Source organism: Pseudomonas sp. DR208 (genome assembly GCF_019823005.1).
Taxonomy (GTDB): Bacteria; Pseudomonadota; Gammaproteobacteria; order Pseudomonadales; family Pseudomonadaceae; genus Aquipseudomonas; species Aquipseudomonas extremorientalis.
Genome location: NZ_CP081944.1, coordinates 2,007,873 through 2,021,946 on the forward strand (window position 1 = coordinate 2,007,873; position 14,074 = coordinate 2,021,946).

Annotated in this window: 19 protein-coding genes; 18 read left to right on the plus strand and 1 reads right to left on the minus strand. The window is 61.0% G+C overall.

Annotation, left to right across the window (positions count from 1 at the left end; genetic code table 11):
* Positions 1-65: 65 nt before the first annotated feature.
* From K5K89_RS08935 to K5K89_RS08950, 4 genes are all read left to right on the plus strand, one after another.
* A complete protein-coding gene (locus K5K89_RS08935) occupies positions 66-410 on the plus strand; it encodes a phage holin family protein (RefSeq protein ID WP_095015165.1) in 345 nt (114 codons plus the stop codon).
* A 282-nt stretch (positions 411-692) separates the two neighbouring features.
* Entirely contained in the window at positions 693-998 is a 306-nt protein-coding gene (locus K5K89_RS08940) for a hypothetical protein (protein ID WP_126570062.1), read from the plus strand.
* Between the two features lie 74 nt (positions 999-1,072).
* A complete protein-coding gene (locus K5K89_RS08945) occupies positions 1,073-1,666 on the plus strand; it encodes a terminase small subunit (RefSeq protein WP_222541240.1) in 594 nt (197 codons plus the stop codon).
* Positions 1,667-1,669: 3 nt separating this feature from the next.
* Positions 1,670-3,694 (plus strand): phage terminase large subunit family protein, encoded by a 2,025-nt coding sequence (locus K5K89_RS08950; RefSeq protein WP_222541241.1) that lies wholly within the window; start codon positions 1,670-1,672, stop codon positions 3,692-3,694.
* Position 3,695: 1 nt separating this feature from the next.
* Here K5K89_RS08950 and K5K89_RS08955 read toward each other — a convergent pair whose 3' ends face one another.
* Positions 3,696-4,136 carry a hypothetical protein gene (locus K5K89_RS08955; RefSeq protein ID WP_222541242.1) on the minus strand — a complete coding sequence of 147 codons (441 nt, stop codon included), beginning with the start codon at positions 4,134-4,136 and terminating at the stop codon, positions 3,696-3,698.
* Positions 4,137-4,217: 81 nt separating this feature from the next.
* On the opposite strand from K5K89_RS08955, the gene K5K89_RS08960 reads away from it, so the two are divergent.
* From K5K89_RS08960 to K5K89_RS09025, 14 genes are all read left to right on the plus strand, one after another.
* The gene (locus K5K89_RS08960; protein ID WP_222541243.1) at positions 4,218-4,424 is read left to right on the plus strand and encodes a phage head-tail joining protein; all 207 of its coding nucleotides are present in this window, start codon (positions 4,218-4,220) and stop codon (positions 4,422-4,424) included.
* Positions 4,424-5,905 carry a phage portal protein gene (locus K5K89_RS08965; RefSeq protein WP_222541244.1) on the plus strand — a complete coding sequence of 494 codons (1,482 nt, stop codon included), beginning with the start codon at positions 4,424-4,426 and terminating at the stop codon, positions 5,903-5,905. The genes K5K89_RS08960 and K5K89_RS08965 overlap by 1 nt, the downstream gene beginning before the upstream one ends.
* Positions 5,902-7,044, plus strand: a complete 1,143-nt coding sequence (locus K5K89_RS08970) for a head maturation protease, ClpP-related (RefSeq protein WP_222541245.1) — start codon at positions 5,902-5,904, stop codon at positions 7,042-7,044. Before K5K89_RS08965 ends, K5K89_RS08970 begins: the two co-directional genes overlap by 4 nt.
* Positions 7,041-7,379 (plus strand): head decoration protein, encoded by a 339-nt coding sequence (locus tag K5K89_RS08975; RefSeq protein ID WP_069077637.1) that lies wholly within the window; start codon positions 7,041-7,043, stop codon positions 7,377-7,379. The genes K5K89_RS08970 and K5K89_RS08975 overlap by 4 nt, the downstream gene beginning before the upstream one ends.
* 61 nt (positions 7,380-7,440) lie before the next feature.
* The gene (locus tag K5K89_RS08980) at positions 7,441-8,436 is read left to right on the plus strand and encodes a major capsid protein (protein WP_222541246.1); all 996 of its coding nucleotides are present in this window, start codon (positions 7,441-7,443) and stop codon (positions 8,434-8,436) included.
* Positions 8,437-8,438: 2 nt separating this feature from the next.
* The gene (locus K5K89_RS08985) at positions 8,439-8,759 is read left to right on the plus strand and encodes a hypothetical protein (RefSeq protein WP_173603409.1); all 321 of its coding nucleotides are present in this window, start codon (positions 8,439-8,441) and stop codon (positions 8,757-8,759) included.
* A complete protein-coding gene (locus K5K89_RS08990; RefSeq protein WP_222541247.1) occupies positions 8,756-9,412 on the plus strand; it encodes a hypothetical protein in 657 nt (218 codons plus the stop codon). The genes K5K89_RS08985 and K5K89_RS08990 overlap by 4 nt, the downstream gene beginning before the upstream one ends.
* Positions 9,405-9,923, plus strand: a complete 519-nt coding sequence (locus K5K89_RS08995) for a hypothetical protein (RefSeq protein ID WP_222541248.1) — start codon at positions 9,405-9,407, stop codon at positions 9,921-9,923. Before K5K89_RS08990 ends, K5K89_RS08995 begins: the two co-directional genes overlap by 8 nt.
* A complete protein-coding gene (locus K5K89_RS09000; protein WP_222541249.1) occupies positions 9,920-10,477 on the plus strand; it encodes a phage baseplate assembly protein V in 558 nt (185 codons plus the stop codon). The genes K5K89_RS08995 and K5K89_RS09000 overlap by 4 nt, the downstream gene beginning before the upstream one ends.
* 46 nt (positions 10,478-10,523) lie before the next feature.
* Positions 10,524-10,715: a hypothetical protein gene (locus K5K89_RS09005; protein WP_093126327.1), complete on the plus strand. Its 192-nt coding sequence runs from the start codon at positions 10,524-10,526 to the stop codon at positions 10,713-10,715.
* Between the two features lie 5 nt (positions 10,716-10,720).
* Entirely contained in the window at positions 10,721-11,047 is a 327-nt protein-coding gene (locus tag K5K89_RS09010; RefSeq protein WP_222541250.1) for a GPW/gp25 family protein, read from the plus strand.
* Complete coding sequence (locus K5K89_RS09015) at positions 11,044-11,931, plus strand: baseplate J/gp47 family protein (protein ID WP_093126335.1); 888 nt, start codon at positions 11,044-11,046, stop codon at positions 11,929-11,931. The genes K5K89_RS09010 and K5K89_RS09015 overlap by 4 nt, the downstream gene beginning before the upstream one ends.
* Entirely contained in the window at positions 11,928-12,533 is a 606-nt protein-coding gene (locus K5K89_RS09020) for a phage tail protein I (RefSeq protein WP_093126338.1), read from the plus strand. Before K5K89_RS09015 ends, K5K89_RS09020 begins: the two co-directional genes overlap by 4 nt.
* The gene (locus K5K89_RS09025; RefSeq protein ID WP_093126342.1) at positions 12,530-14,074 is read left to right on the plus strand and encodes a phage tail protein; all 1,545 of its coding nucleotides are present in this window, start codon (positions 12,530-12,532) and stop codon (positions 14,072-14,074) included. The genes K5K89_RS09020 and K5K89_RS09025 overlap by 4 nt, the downstream gene beginning before the upstream one ends.

Consider the following 14,074-nt stretch of genomic DNA (forward strand, 5'->3'; position numbering starts at 1 on the left):
GCGGGACTCACCACCACACTGAACCCGGCCATTGCGCCGGGTTTTTGCGTTTATGGGGTAGGGCGATGACGAACGAGCAGCAAGCGCTTATTGAGATGCCGGTCTGGATGGTGATCCTACTGTCCCTGGTCGGCGGGATTTCCGGTGAGGCATGGCGGGCAGACAAGGCGGGGGTAAGCGGCTGGTCATTGGTTCGCCGCTTGCTACTGCGCTCCGGGGCCTGCGTAGTCTGCGGGTTATCCACCATGATGTTGTTGCACGCCTCGGGGATGTCGGTGCTGGCGGCGGGGAGCATCGGCTGCCTCACCGCCATGGCCGGCGCCGATGTCGCCATCGGGCTGTACGAACGCTGGGCCGCCAAGCGGTTGGGCGTGTGCGATGTGCCGCCCTCCGGCGGTGGTCAGGCTTGATGGGCTGGAGGCCACGGAATACGTGGCCTCCAGCGAATTGCACCAAAATGAAGCGCCGAAAGTTCGCCGGGGACCCTGGCGGCATCCGAGGGACACGGGGCATGAAACCCGCGGGAAAGCGTTAGCCGGTGGGCTGCCAGCTTACTGAAATTCAATGATTCGAAATTGAAGTGGCCGTGTTGAAATTTTGAATTTCAATGTGAATTTTGGTGGTGGCTTTTGGCTATTCATGGTCGCGAGGAATGTGTTTCCATGTGTTTTTCATAAGCAAGAGGTGAACACATGGCAATTGGTGAGCAGATGATGATGGCGGCGACGGAGGCTGTCAGTGTTTTTACCGAACTTTATGACGGAGCATCGGTGTCTTGTGGACCTTTGTATATTCGAGACGGCCATTCTGCTGTGCTCGACTGCACTGCCACTAAGAACCGAATCATCGTTATGACGATGGAAAGCAAGCCAGGTGAATTCGCTATCGCGGTGGCGAACAAGGAAGCTGATGAGGATGTTAAGCATGAGGTGCTTCCCGAGAGTCAGCTGACTACCTCGACATTGCTGACATACATGGAAGCCCACTTCGCCAAGTAGTTCCAACTCCCAGAACGAATCGGAGGGGGAATGTCTGTAAATCCCCTTTCCATTCTTCTCTGGATCTCCTTCAAATGTTGCCTCTCTATCTCTCAAAAAGCGCCTTCGCCGCTCGCATCGGCAGGACGCCGAGCTACATCACCTGGCTCAAAGACAACAACCGCCTGGTGCTTTCGCCGGATGGCAAGAAGGTCGACGTGCTGGCAACCGAAGCACTGATCCTCGAAACCGCCGACCCCAGCAAGGCCGCCGTCGCGGCTCGACACCAGCAGGACCGGATCCAGCGTGACGTTTACAGCCAACTATCACCCCTGGTCGAGCCGACTAACACGGCTGCGCCGCAGCAGCCCATCACCGCCAAGGGCCACGACTTCCAGAAGGCCCGCGCCATGCGCGAACACAACCTGGCGCAGTTGGCGGAGATCGAGCTGCACAAGGCGCAAGGTTCGCTGGTTTCCAGGGACGCTGTTGAGCTTGGGGCCTACAACGCGGGGCGCCATCTGCGTGACCAGTTGTTCGGCCTGCTGCCCCAGCTGTCCCACAAGCTGGCCGCCATGACCGACCCCTGGGACATCGAAAAACACCTGACGGCGACACTCCGTAAATCACTGGAAGAGGCTGAGCGCATGTCCTCGTCCGACCTTGAACGAGCGATGACAACGAGCTGACCTATGACCACGGAATTTCCTGACGGTGACCGTGCGTACCGTGAGGCGTATTTCCGTGGGCTACGTCCCGACCCAGACCTCTGGATCGACGAGTGGGCCGACGAGTACATGCGCATCCCACGGGACACCGGTGCGCCTGAGCCCGGCCAATACCGCACGGACCGGACGCCTTACGCTCGCGAACCCATGCGCTGCCTGTCGCCGGCTCACCCGTGCCGGAGAGTCGTCACCATGGTGGCCTCGCAGCTGATGAAAACGCAGATCGCCTTGAACTGGATGGGTGGCCTGATCCACATGGCGCCGTCCAACATCCTGGCGCTCTTGCCCAGCCTGGGCCTGTCCAAGCGCGTCTCCGGGCGGATCAGCAAGACCATCAAGGCAACCCCGGAGCTGGCAAAGCGCGTGGCAGCCAGCCGCTCACGGGACGCCCGCAACACCATGGACACCAAGGAGTTCGAGGGCGGCGCCCTGTACGTCACCACGGCGGGCTCTGCGGCCAACCTGTCGGAGCTGTCGGCGCGCTACATCTACGGCGACGAGGTCGACCGTTGGGAAAACGATGTGGGCCAGGAAGGTGACCCCATTGTGCTGGCGGAAACGCGGGCCACCAACTTTGGCCGCAACGCGAAGATCTACTTCTCCAGCTCGCCGACGATCAAGGGCGCCTCGCGGATCGCGGACCTGTTCGAGTCCAGCGACCAGCGTTACTACTACGTGCCATGCCCCTCCTGCGGGCATATGCAGGTGCTGGAGTGGGAGCGGCTGTTCTACAACAAGGACTACAGCACGGTTCACTACCAGTGCGCTGCGCCTGACTGCGATGTGCTGATCGAGGAACATCACAAGACCGACATGCTCGCCCGTGGCGAATGGCGTGCCCATGGTAGCGGCGATGGCAAGACTGTGGGCTTCCACCTGAACGCCTTGTACTCGCCGATTGGCTGGAAAGATTGGCCTTCACTGGCCGAGGAGTTCGAAGACGCGAAGAAGGCCCAGGCCAAGGGCGACATGGGCCTGATGCAGGTGTTCTACAACACCCGTCTCGCCAAGGTCTGGGACAGTGCGCAAGAGCAGACCAAGGCCGAAGTGCTGGTCGCTCGGGCACGGCTGGAGACCTACACCCTCGGCAGTATGCCGGTGGGCGTCCTGATGCTGACCGGCGCCGTCGACGTCCAGGCCAACCGCTTGGAACTGATGGTGATGGGCTTCGGTGTTGGGATGGAGCGTTGGGTAGTCGACCACCAGGTGATCTGGGGCGACCCTGCCGATGAGCGCACCTGGGCGGTGTTGGACGAGAAGCTCAAGGCTCGATACCGGCATCCGTGCGGTGTTGCCTTGGCGATCCTGGCGACGGGCGTCGACTCCGGCGGTCACCACACCGACGAGGTGTATCAGTTCTGCCGTGTTCGTCGCTGGCGCAACGTACTCGCGCTCAAGGGGGCGAGCAAGCCTAGTAAACCAGTGATCGCTCAGCGGCCGTCCATGGTCGACGTGACCTGGAAGGGCCAGACCGAACGCGGCGGCGCCGAGCTGTGGTTTGTTGGCACCGACACGGCGAAGGACTGGATCTACAACCGCTACGCCTTCGAGGACGGCCCCGGCTCGCTGCACTTTGCCAACGACCTACCGGACGAGTTCTTTGCCCAGTGCGTAGCCGAGCGCAAGGTCGCCCGCTACGTCAAAGGCTACAAGCGCATCGAGTGGGTCAAGGGCAAGGCCGAACGCAACGAGGCGCTTGACCTGATGGTGTACTGCCTGGCAATGGCGCATTACCTCGGTATCAACCGCTACCAGGAACATGACTGGGAGCGGGTACGCCAGGCGCTGGCTCAGTCCGGTTTGTTCGACGATGTGTTGGGCGTAAAGCCCGTGCAAGGCGAGCGCGTCGACGTTGACGAGACACCTGCACCGGTTGCGGCTCGTCAGTCGCTACCTGCACCGACACCGGCTGCACCTGTCGCCCAACCGCGATCCGCTGTACTCCCACAACGCCGAAGCTCCACAAGCGGTTACTTGAGGAGACGCTGAATCAAGAAGATAGACCTACGAGTGGGCTGATCAACTTTGCTCCGAGACCTAGCACTTCTGAAACTAATGAACGCATCGTTTCCCGACCTTCCTCTTTTGCAGCTTTGCTCAACCGGTCTCCGAAGGAAGGGCCACCCTCAACGCTAGAGGGTATGCGTTTTAAGATCTCTAGACCCTTTGCAGTTAGTACGGCTTCCCGGATGTAACTCAGTCTTTCTTCTCGACAGTGAATATAGCCAGACATCACAAGCCATTTCGCTGTAGCGAAGAAGATACGTATCTCTTCATTGATAGCGTCGTCCTTATCGGCAGCTAGGCCGTCGGTTTCTAGGTCGACAAACTCGCGGGGGACTATCGATGTAGGTACCGGAAAGCTTTGATAAAGGTAGGCGAAAATTTGCCCGGTGTATTCGTCAAACCGCTTGATGTTTTGGGTCGTCACTTCAAATCAACTCCTTTTGGTCACGTTTTTCAGAATATCTAGAACGTTGACTCAGTGCCATCAAGTTTAAGGTATCCACCAATGTCCTTTACTCCCAAGCACCTCGAAGCCATCGAGCGCGCCATCGCACGCGGTGAAAAGACCGTGCGCTACAGCGACCGCACGGTGGAGTACCGCTCTATCGACGAACTGCTCAAGGCCCGCGACGAGATCCGCACGTCACTGAGCCAAGCCGCCGGACCGCGCTCTCGCGTCGTTCGGCTCACTCACGGAGGCAAAGGACTCTAATGGCTCGACATTACCCGACGCTGACCCGTAACGGATTCTTGCTGCCGTCGAACATCAAGGCCAGTTACGAAGGCGCCGGGGAGGGCCGGCGTTCGGCCAGTTGGGAAGCCACCGACAACGGCATCAACAGCATCAACACTCCGGCATTGCGCAACCTGCGGGCGCGTTCACGGGCGGCGGTGCGCAATGACCCGTATGCGTTCAACGTCATCGACAAGCGCGTCAGCAACCTGATCGGCACCGGCATCACGCCCAGGCCGACCACGGATGACGCAGCCCTGCGCAAACTCAAGCAACAGCTGTGGGACGACTGGGTGGATGAGGCGGACGCCGACGAGTTGACCGACTTCTACGGCATGCAGGCCCTGGTGGCGCGCACCGTTGAAACGGCCGGTGAGTGCTTTGTGCGGCTCAGGCCGCGCAGTCCGAGCGAAGGTTTGGCGGTGCCGCTGCAGCTGCAGGCGCTGGCCCCTGAGTTTGTCCCACACGACAAGTTCGAGACCGCCAAAAACGGCAACGTGATCCGCGCCGGGATCGAGTTCAACCCGGCAGGCAAGCGTGTGGCCTATTGGATGTACCTGTCGCACCCACGCGACTCCTCGTCGCTGAATGCCGGCTACAACCAGTTGGTGCGCGTGCCGGCGGCGCAGGTGCTGCACATCTTTGAACCGATGGAGCCGGGGCAACTGCGCGGTGTACCGCGCTTGGCGCCCGTGTTAAAGCGCCTGCGCAGCTTGGACAACTACGATGACGCGGTGCTGTTCCGCCAGGAAGTGGCGAACCTGTTTGCCGGTTTCATCAAGCGGCCATCACCGGAGATGGGGCAGCAACCCCGCGATCCTGTCACGGGGCAGTTGCTGACCACCGACCGCGACGGCTTCACGCCGATGGTCGCCCTGGAGCCCGGCACCATGCAGGAGCTGGGGCCAGGTGAAGAGGTGGAGTTCTCCAAGCCACCGGACGCCGGCAACAACTACCCCGACTTTATGCGTCAGCAGCTGATGGCTGCGGCGGCGGGTTCGGGCACGCCGTACGAGATCCTCACTGGCGACATGCGGGAGGTCAACGACCGGGCGCTGCGGGTCGTGCTCAACGAGTTCCGGCGGCGCCTGGAGCAGCTGCAGTTCAGTGTGTATGTGCATCAGCTGTGCCGCCCGGTGCGGGCGGCCTGGATGGACATGGCGGTGTTGTCCGGCGCGCTGGTGCTGGAGGACTACGCGCAACGCCGTCGCGAATACCTGCGCACGCGTTGGGTGCCGCAAGGCTGGGCCTACATTCAGCCGGTGCAGGACGTACAGGCGCGGCGGATGGAAGTGCAGGCGGGCTTTGCCTCGCGCAGCGAGATGGTGCTGCGCACCGGCTACGACGCGGAAACGGTCGATACGGAAAACGCTGCTGATCTCGTCAGGGCCACGGGCCTTGGCCTCAACTACACGACTCTTGAAGCCATCGAGGTGATCGATGACAAGGAACAACCATGAGCAAAAAAGCCAAACCCCGCGTTTATGACAAGGCGGGCAAGCAGGTAAAGGTCGCCGATAAAAGCTGGTACACCTTCCAGGCCAGCGGCGAAGCCGAGCAGCGCAACATCGAGATATTCGTCTACGGCGAAATCGGCGCCTGGGGCGTCACCGCCAATCAGTTTGTGCAAGATCTGCGCGCCATGGATGACGGCGCGTCACCGGTGATCGTCGCGTTCAACAGTATCGGCGGCGATCTGTTTGACGGCCTGGCGATCCACAACGCGCTGTCGCGATTGGGCGAGCGCTGTACCGGGCGTATTGATGCGCTGGCGGCCAGCGCTGCCAGTGTCGCGGTGTGCGGCGCTCACCGGGTGGTGATCGCGGCCAACGCCATGCTGATGATCCACAACCCCTACACCTTTACCGGTGGCGATGCGGAAGACTTCCGCCGTGTTGCCGATGTGCTGGACCAGACCCTGGAAGCGATCATCGCGGCTTACAAAGCCAAAGCACCGGACATCGATGAGGCCGAGTTGCGGCGCATGGTCAACGCCGAGACCTGGCTCACCGCCAATGAAGCGGTGGCGTTGGGGCTGGCTGATGAAGTGGGCGACGGCCTGAAGGTCAGCGCCTGCCTCGGCCAGGGCAGCGTGCTGCAGCGTTTCCAGCACGCCCCGCCTGAGTTGCTCGCCCAGCTGGATGATGAACCGGGTGCTGAGCCGCAAGAGCCGAGCGAGCCACCGGAACCTCCTCCCGTGCTGGATGCAGCCAGCCTGGCGCTGCTGGTCACTCAAGGGTGTGCGGCAGCGGGCATCAGCAATCTGGTGGACCCGATTCTCGCCACGACAAAGCTGGAAAGCGAAGCGGTGATCCAGGCGGCGCTGGCTAAAGCCAAAGTGATGCACGGCCTTTGTGTTGCAGCACGTTTGCCTGAACTGACCGGCGAGTTTATCGCGGCGGGTCTGGATGAAGCGGCCGTCAGGGCGCGGCTGTTCGACAAGCTTGTGAGCAGCGGCGGTGGTTTTGAAATCAACAACAGCCTACCGCTGGATGATGACCCAGCTCCAGCAATCAAGGCCAAACAGGTCGACACGCACGCAGTCTGGGCCGCTCGTCAGGCAGCACAAAACGGAACCTCGAAAGGAGCAAGAGCATGAAAACCGAATCGATGCACGCGGGCGAGTTCCTGCTGTCCGAAGGCGCTGGCAACATTTCTCGCGAAGCGATCAACGTCGCGGCTGGTGCAGCGCTGGAGCCGGGCCAGATCCTGGGCCTGATCACCGCCACCAGCGAATTTGCGCCGTATCAGCCAACCGCTGAGGACGGTACCGAAAACGCCATCGCGATCCTCTACGGCCCGCTGGGCGAGTCCGATGTTCCTCGTCGCGGTCGTGCTGTCGTGCGCTTGGCCGAGGTCAGCGAGGCCCACCTGACCGGCCTCGACCCGGCCGCAGAAAAGGCCCTCGCGTCCCATTTCGTGATCGTCCGCTAAGACGCTCACCTCACTTATCCATCCCGCCGCGTGCGGGATTTTTCGTTTCTGGAGAGTACCCATGGCCGATATCGCCATTTTTGAAGACGATGCGTTCAGCGTCTCCTCGCTGACCGCTGCAATCAACGAACAAGAATACCTGCCGGGCCGCATCAGCAGCCTCGGCCTGTTCCGCGAAGAAGGCATCAGCACCCTGACTGTGCAGATCGAGAAGGACGGCGACACTCTGGCCCTGGTGCCATCGGGTGAGCGCGGCACCTCGGGTCTGGTGGTTGGCGGGACCAAACGTACGCTGATCCCATTCAACACCGTACACCTGCCGGAGCGGTTCACTATCAAGGCCGATGAAATCCAGGGTATTCGCGCCTTCGGCACCCGCAGCGAATTGCAGGCCGTGCAGGACGTGGTCAACAAGCGCCTGGCGAAGGCGCGGCGACAGTTAGATGCCACCCACGAATTCCAGCGCATGGGCGCGTTGAACGGCCAGGTGCTGGACGCCGATGGCAAGACTGTCCTGCTGGATATCTACAAGTCCTTCGGCGTGAATCGCCAGAAGCTGCAGATGGGTTTGAACAGCCCAGATACCGAACTGCGGGTCAAATGCGGTGAAGCGCTGGATATGCAGGAGGAAGCCCTCGGCAGCGTCACCAGCACTGGCTCCCGTGCTTTGTGCGGCAAGAACTTCTGGAACAAGCTGATTGTTCATAAGTCGGTGAAAGAGACCTACCTTAACACCATGCAGGCCGCGTCTCTGCGTGGCGATGCCCGTGAAAGCTTCGAGTTCGGCGGGATCGTCTGGGAGCGTTATCGCGGCAAGGTTGCCGGCGTAGCGTTTGTTCACGATGACAAGGCGCTGCTGATCCCTGAAGGCGTCCCTGATCTGTACATCTCGTCCTTCGCACCGGCTGACTACATGGAAACGGTCAACACACAGGGCATCCCGTACTACAGCAAGATCGAGCCGCTGCCGTTCAACAAGGGCGTGGCCGGTGAGGCCCAGTCCAACCCGCTGCACCTGTGCACGCGACCTCGGGCGCAGATCCTGCTGGAGATGTGACCGTGGCCTTCCGCGAACTGATCGATGATCTCGACGACGTGGTCTTCGACACCTTGGGCGACAGTGCCCAGATCGAAGGCCGCGCAGAGCCGGTGCTGGGCATGTTCTCGGCACCGTGGAAGCAACCTGCGTTCGGAAAGGTCCACTCCGCCATACGCGAGCCTCGCTTTGAGATCCGCGTGAAAGATTCGGAAGGCCTCAGCAAAGGACTGCGGGTCACGGTCGACGTACCGGTTTTGGATGGTGGTGGCGAATACGACCTGCTGCAGCTGGAGCCCAACGGTAATGGCCTGGTGGCCCTGATCTTGAGGAAGCGTCCATGAGCGTCGGCAGCCACGTACAGCAAACCCGCGACAGCGGCATGATCAACATCCAGCCATCGGCGGTGCATTCCCAGGCCCTGCGTGAGTTCGGACAGTTGGTGCCCAAGGCGGCCGCAGCAGCTCAACGCCGTGCGATCAACAAGACGCTGGGCTGGCTGCGCACTCACATTGCCCGGGCCGTAGGCAAGCAGGAACGCATCGCCATCGGCGCCGTCCGGCAACGCCTGCGGGCTTATCCGGTCAGCGGCGGGGCGATGCGCGGCAAGTTGTGGTTCGGGGTCAACGCCATTGAGGCCAGCCGGATCGGGAAGGCTCGGCAAACCCGCTCCGGTGTTTCTGTGGCGGGGCGGCGGTACCAGGGTGCGTTCTTCAAGCAGGTGTACGGTAGCGGTCCAGACATCTGGATCCGCACGTCGAGCAAACACTTCAACGTCACGGACTACCCAGGCAGCACGCAGGGGCGGCGCAGCTCTGGTTTCATCGCGGAAAACGACAACCGCTTCCCGCTGGCGAAAGCCAAAGTTTCGCTGGACCAGGTGCGACCGCACTTCGACAGCTGGGTGAAACGTGCCGATGAGCGCTTGCTGGAGATCCTCAAGCAAGAACTCAACTTTGAACTGCAGAAATACCTCAAGGGGAACGCCCGTGTCTGATCAACCCTTCAGCCTCAACCGTTTATATGAGGCCATCGAGCAGCACCTGCAGGAGCATTTGCCGGGAATTCAGGGCGTGTCGTTCTGGCCGGATCTGTCGGCAGAGACCAGCATCCCAACGCCCGTGGTGCTGCTGGAAATAGCTGAGATGGAACCGGCACCGGAAATCGGCACTGGCGAAACCGCGCTCACCTGCAAGTTCGAGGCACGGATTATTGTCGATTCGATCAGCGCGGATCCGCAACGTCAGGCGGTGCAGTTGGCGTCTCAGCTAGCGGTATTGCTCCGGGCGCAAAGCTGGGGCCTGGAGGTCGACTGTGCCGAGTTCGTGAGGTCTACCCAGGACTGGACCAAGCCCGAGTTGGACGGCTATTTCGTCTGGCTGGTGGAGTGGGACCAGACGGTTTACCTGGGGGCCGAGGAATGGCCGTGGCCGGATGAACCGCCGGGTTCGCTGGTCATCGATCTGGGGCCGGGCGTTGGCCCAATCAACCCGGGAGAACTGCAATGAGTTACGCGGTTGCCCAGCATGACCGGATGATTGCCTCGACAGTGATGCCTTGTGTCGTGGTGGCGGTGGATCTGACCACCGCCATGCTGCGCGTGCAGTCCGGTGACTGGACCAGTGCCTGGGTGCGTTGGCATAGCCAGGCGGCTGGCAAGGCACGCCACTGGCGGGTGCCGAGTATGGGAGAGCAGGGCGCGTTGATCAGTCCCAGCGGCGAGCCGGCGATGGGCACGTTCATCCCCGGCCTGTACGGCAACGCCGGTGCCCAACCGGACAACCGCGACCACGTCGAAGTCTGGCGTTTCGATGATGGCGGCTCCCTGGTTTACGACTGGGAGGCCAGCAGCTACACCATCGATCTGCCGGCGGGCAACGTCACGGTCAAGGTCGGAGGGTCGGTCTGGGAAGTGACGCCGGCAAGCATGCGGTTGGTGTCGGGCACGATTGACCTGGTGGGCGCGGTCGCCATTGACGGCACGCTGAGTACGACCGGCGATATCAACAGTGCCGGCCAGGTCATCGATGTCGGTGGCAACACGCCGAACCACAAACACTGATTACAACCCGCCCTGTGCGGGTTTTTCGTTTTAGGAGCCTCCGTTGATGAGCAAGACCAAATCCGACAGCCAGGACGAAGCGGGGCCTGGCCGCGTCTTCCGCGACACGCTCTTCACCTCGCGCACGCTGGTACTTCCCGATGGCAGCACCCTGGCAGTGACCAAGGCACGCGTGACGGCCACCACCGATGATCAGCTCGCCTTCCTCAAGGCTCACCCGGACCTGGTACAGGAGTAATCCCGATGATCGGAATGGATCGCCACACCGGCCAACCGTTGTCCGGGCACGACCATCTCCGACAGTCCATTGGGGACATTCTCGGCACGCCCGTGGGCAGTCGGCGGATGCGCCCGGAGTACGGCAGCCAGATCCGGCGCTTTGTCGACCTGCCAGTTAATGCCGGTTGGAAGAGCGCGGTGCAGGCAGAGGTTGCCCGCTCGCTGGGGCGCTGGGAGCCGCGGCTAAAACTGGAACAGGTGCAGGTCGTTGCCATTGTCGGCGGGCGTATCGACTTCAAATTAACCGGTGACTATCAAGGCGAACGCCTGCTGCTGGAGGTGTCGGCATGAGCACGGTGGATTTATCGGCATTGCCGGCGCCGCAGGTGTTGGAGTCCTTAGACTACGAAGCGCTGTACGAAGAGGGGCTCGCCGCTTTCCGAATGTACATGGGTGACAACTGGTCGGCGGCGCTGGAAAGCGACCCAGTGGTCAAGCTGGTGGAACTGGGCGCGTACGGCAAGATGCAGAACCGGGCGCGGGTCAACGACGCGGCCAAGGCGCTGATGCTGGCCTACGCCGAGAAGGAGGATCTCGATCAACTCGCGGCCAACGTCAAACTCCAGCGCCTGGTGATTCAGCCGGCCAACCTTCTGGCGGTGCCGCCGGTAGAGGAGGTCAAGGAGTCGGACGACGCCCTGCGTGAACGCATCCAGTTGGTTTACGAAGGGCTGACCACCGCAGGCCCGCGCAACAGCTACATCTTCCATGCGCGCAACGCCTCGGCGCTGGTGGCTGACGCCACGGCGGAAAGCCCATCGCCGGCAGTTGTGGAGGTGACCGTATTGAGCCTGATCGGTAGCGGCCAGGCCGATCAGCCGCTGCTGGACGCGGTGTACGCCAAACTCAGCGACGATGACATCCGCCCGGTGGGCGACCGTCTGATTGTGCAGAGTGCCGAGATCCTCAACTACCGGATTGATGCCGTGTTGCACATGCAAGGCGCCGGCCCGGAAAACGACGCGATCCTGGCCGAAGCCACCAAGCGCCTCGCGTCCTGGATCAATCCACGCAAGCGCCTGGCGCTGGAGGTTGCTCAGTCCGGTGTCGATGCCCAACTGCACATCAGCGGCGTCGGCCGGGTCGAGCTGCGTGACTGGGTCGACCTGAAACCCACCAAAGCCCAAGCGGCGTATTGCACGGGCTTTAGCGTCGTCCTTGGGGGATCGAAATGACCAGCTTGCTTCCCCTGAACAGCACGCAGCTGGAGCGCGCCATTGAGGCCGCCCTGGTTGAGAAAACCAAGATTCCATTGCGCGACCTCTACAACCCCGACACCTGCCCGGCGCATTTGCTGCCGTGGCTGGCCTGGACCTGGTCGGTCGACCGCTGGGACAACAAGTGGTCGGAAGCCGTCAAGCGCTCAGCCATCCGCTCCGCGTTCTACGTGCACGCGCACAAGGGCACCATCGGCGCCCTGCGACGTGTGGTCGAGCCGCTCGGTTACCTGATCGAAGTGCTTGAGTGGTGGCAGACCACGCCCAAGGGCATTCCCGGCACCTTTGCCTTGAAGGTCGGCGTGCTGGACACCGGCATCACCGAAGAGATGTACCTGGAGCTGGAGCGCCTGATCGACGACGCCAAGCCTGTCAGCCGTCCCTTGACCGGCCTGGCGATCAGCCTGGAAACCCAAGGCACCATGAACATCGGTGTCGCCCTCTATGAAGGCGACGTAATCGACGTCTACCCACCCGTGCAACGTGACATCGAAGTCACCGGCTACATCGGCGTGGTCGGGCGCGAACACAGCATAGACACTCTGGATGTTTACCCATGATTGACCGCAACTCGCAATTTATGGCGATCCTCACCAGCGTGGGGGCCGCGAAGCTGGCGAACGCCAATGCCTTGGGCATTCCCTGGAACCTCACCGCGTTGGGGGTTGGCGACGCCAATGGCACTGATCCGATCCCCAGCGCGACTCAGACCAAGCTGATCAACGAACAGCGCCGGGCGCCGCTGAATCAGCTGCGTGTCGATCCGGTGAATTCGGCGGTGATTATTGCCGAGCAAGTGATCCCGGCCGATGTCGGTGGCTGGTGGATTCGCGAGATCGGTTTATACGATTCGGACGGCGACCTGGTCGCGGTATCGAACTGTGCGCCGAGCTTTAAGCCGGCGCTGGACCAGGGGTCAGGCCGCACGCAGATTGTGCGGATGAACTTCATTGTTTCCAGCACCAACAATATCGTGCTGAAGATAGACCCTGCCGTAGTCCTCGCTACTCGCGAGTACGTTGACCTCAAGGTGATTGACGAGCTTGGCAAGCTGGATAACAAACAGTCCGTGGTCGCGGCTAGCATTGCCGATATCACTCTCAGCGGCACGCAGGTGCTTGACGGTGTTCCTGTTGAGCCGGGCTGGCGTGTGTTAGTCAGGAAGCAGGCACAAGCGAACCTTAACGGTATCTACATTGTGGCTAGCGGTGCCTGGTCGCGTGCGCCTGACGCGGATAGCAGTGCGAAGGTAACTTCGGCACTGACCGTCGCTGTGGAGCGTGGAAACGTTTATGCGGATACGGTGTGGACGCTGACCAACGACACAGCCATCGTGCTGGGCGTCACCGCTCTGAATTTCGAGTTGCTTTCCGCAACAGCAAAAGAAGGGGTTGGTACCTATCGAAGTGTTACGGTTGATAAATTTGGCCGCGTGCTGGCGGGCACTTCTCCAACCACGCTGGCTGAATACGAAATTGTGCCTGCCAGTCAAAAGGACGCGGAAGCAGATGCGGATTTTGATAATTCCAAGCCAGCGACGATCCTTCGGATTTTTCAGTTCTTTAAGAAACACATTGTTGAAGCCACAGAGTCCACCTCCGGCATCCAAGCTAACGCAACGGACGAAGATGTGGCGCAAGGCACAACTGACGCAAGGACAGTTACACCGTTGAAGCTTGCCCGTTGCTTGAAGAAGTTGTTAGTCCAAGCAACTGAGGCAGCGCTGGGTTTAGCCAGAGTCGCAACGCAGCTACAGGTGAACGCGGGTTTGGATGACGAAAGCTTTGTTACTCCAAAAAAAATGCGAGCGGGGTGCCAGCTTCTTATTGCACCGAACGGTTACGTTTTCTTCCCTTCTTGGTTAGGTGGGTGGGTTTTGATGTGGGGGAGTAGGCTGTTTTCCTCGGGAGCGGCCTCTGCTTTTACCGTACCTTTTCCCACTGAGGCTTATATCGCAGGAGCTTGGCCTAACTCGATTGTTGGCGGCAATGTCAGCTCTGCCGCCGCTAACGTCCAGTCGCTAGGGCGAGAGTCGATGATCATTAGCTATACGGCAACGAACGGTCCGTACAACTTTTTCTGGATTGCGCTGGGGCGTTGA

Excerpts from the sequence above, each read along its gene's own strand:
- K5K89_RS08945 (WP_222541240.1), top strand. The coding sequence starts at position 1,073 with ATGTTGCCTCTCTATCTCTCAAAAAGCGCCTTCGCCGCTCGCATCGGC.
- K5K89_RS08940 (WP_126570062.1), top strand. The coding sequence starts at position 693 with ATGGCAATTGGTGAGCAGATGATGATGGCGGCGACGGAGGCTGTCAGT.
- K5K89_RS08975 (WP_069077637.1), top strand. The coding sequence starts at position 7,041 with ATGAAAACCGAATCGATGCACGCGGGCGAGTTCCTGCTGTCCGAAGGC.
- K5K89_RS09010 (WP_222541250.1), top strand. The coding sequence starts at position 10,721 with ATGATCGGAATGGATCGCCACACCGGCCAACCGTTGTCCGGGCACGAC.
- K5K89_RS09025 (WP_093126342.1), top strand. The coding sequence starts at position 12,530 with ATGATTGACCGCAACTCGCAATTTATGGCGATCCTCACCAGCGTGGGG.
- K5K89_RS08960 (WP_222541243.1), top strand. The coding sequence starts at position 4,218 with ATGTCCTTTACTCCCAAGCACCTCGAAGCCATCGAGCGCGCCATCGCA.
- K5K89_RS08935 (WP_095015165.1), top strand. The coding sequence starts at position 66 with ATGACGAACGAGCAGCAAGCGCTTATTGAGATGCCGGTCTGGATGGTG.
- K5K89_RS09000 (WP_222541249.1), top strand. The coding sequence starts at position 9,920 with ATGAGTTACGCGGTTGCCCAGCATGACCGGATGATTGCCTCGACAGTG.
- K5K89_RS09020 (WP_093126338.1), top strand. The coding sequence starts at position 11,928 with ATGACCAGCTTGCTTCCCCTGAACAGCACGCAGCTGGAGCGCGCCATT.
- K5K89_RS08950 (WP_222541241.1), top strand. The coding sequence starts at position 1,670 with ATGACCACGGAATTTCCTGACGGTGACCGTGCGTACCGTGAGGCGTAT.
- K5K89_RS08980 (WP_222541246.1), top strand. The coding sequence starts at position 7,441 with ATGGCCGATATCGCCATTTTTGAAGACGATGCGTTCAGCGTCTCCTCG.
- K5K89_RS08990 (WP_222541247.1), top strand. The coding sequence starts at position 8,756 with ATGAGCGTCGGCAGCCACGTACAGCAAACCCGCGACAGCGGCATGATC.
- K5K89_RS09005 (WP_093126327.1), top strand. The coding sequence starts at position 10,524 with ATGAGCAAGACCAAATCCGACAGCCAGGACGAAGCGGGGCCTGGCCGC.
- K5K89_RS08970 (WP_222541245.1), top strand. The coding sequence starts at position 5,902 with ATGAGCAAAAAAGCCAAACCCCGCGTTTATGACAAGGCGGGCAAGCAG.
- K5K89_RS09015 (WP_093126335.1), top strand. The coding sequence starts at position 11,044 with ATGAGCACGGTGGATTTATCGGCATTGCCGGCGCCGCAGGTGTTGGAG.
- K5K89_RS08965 (WP_222541244.1), top strand. The coding sequence starts at position 4,424 with ATGGCTCGACATTACCCGACGCTGACCCGTAACGGATTCTTGCTGCCG.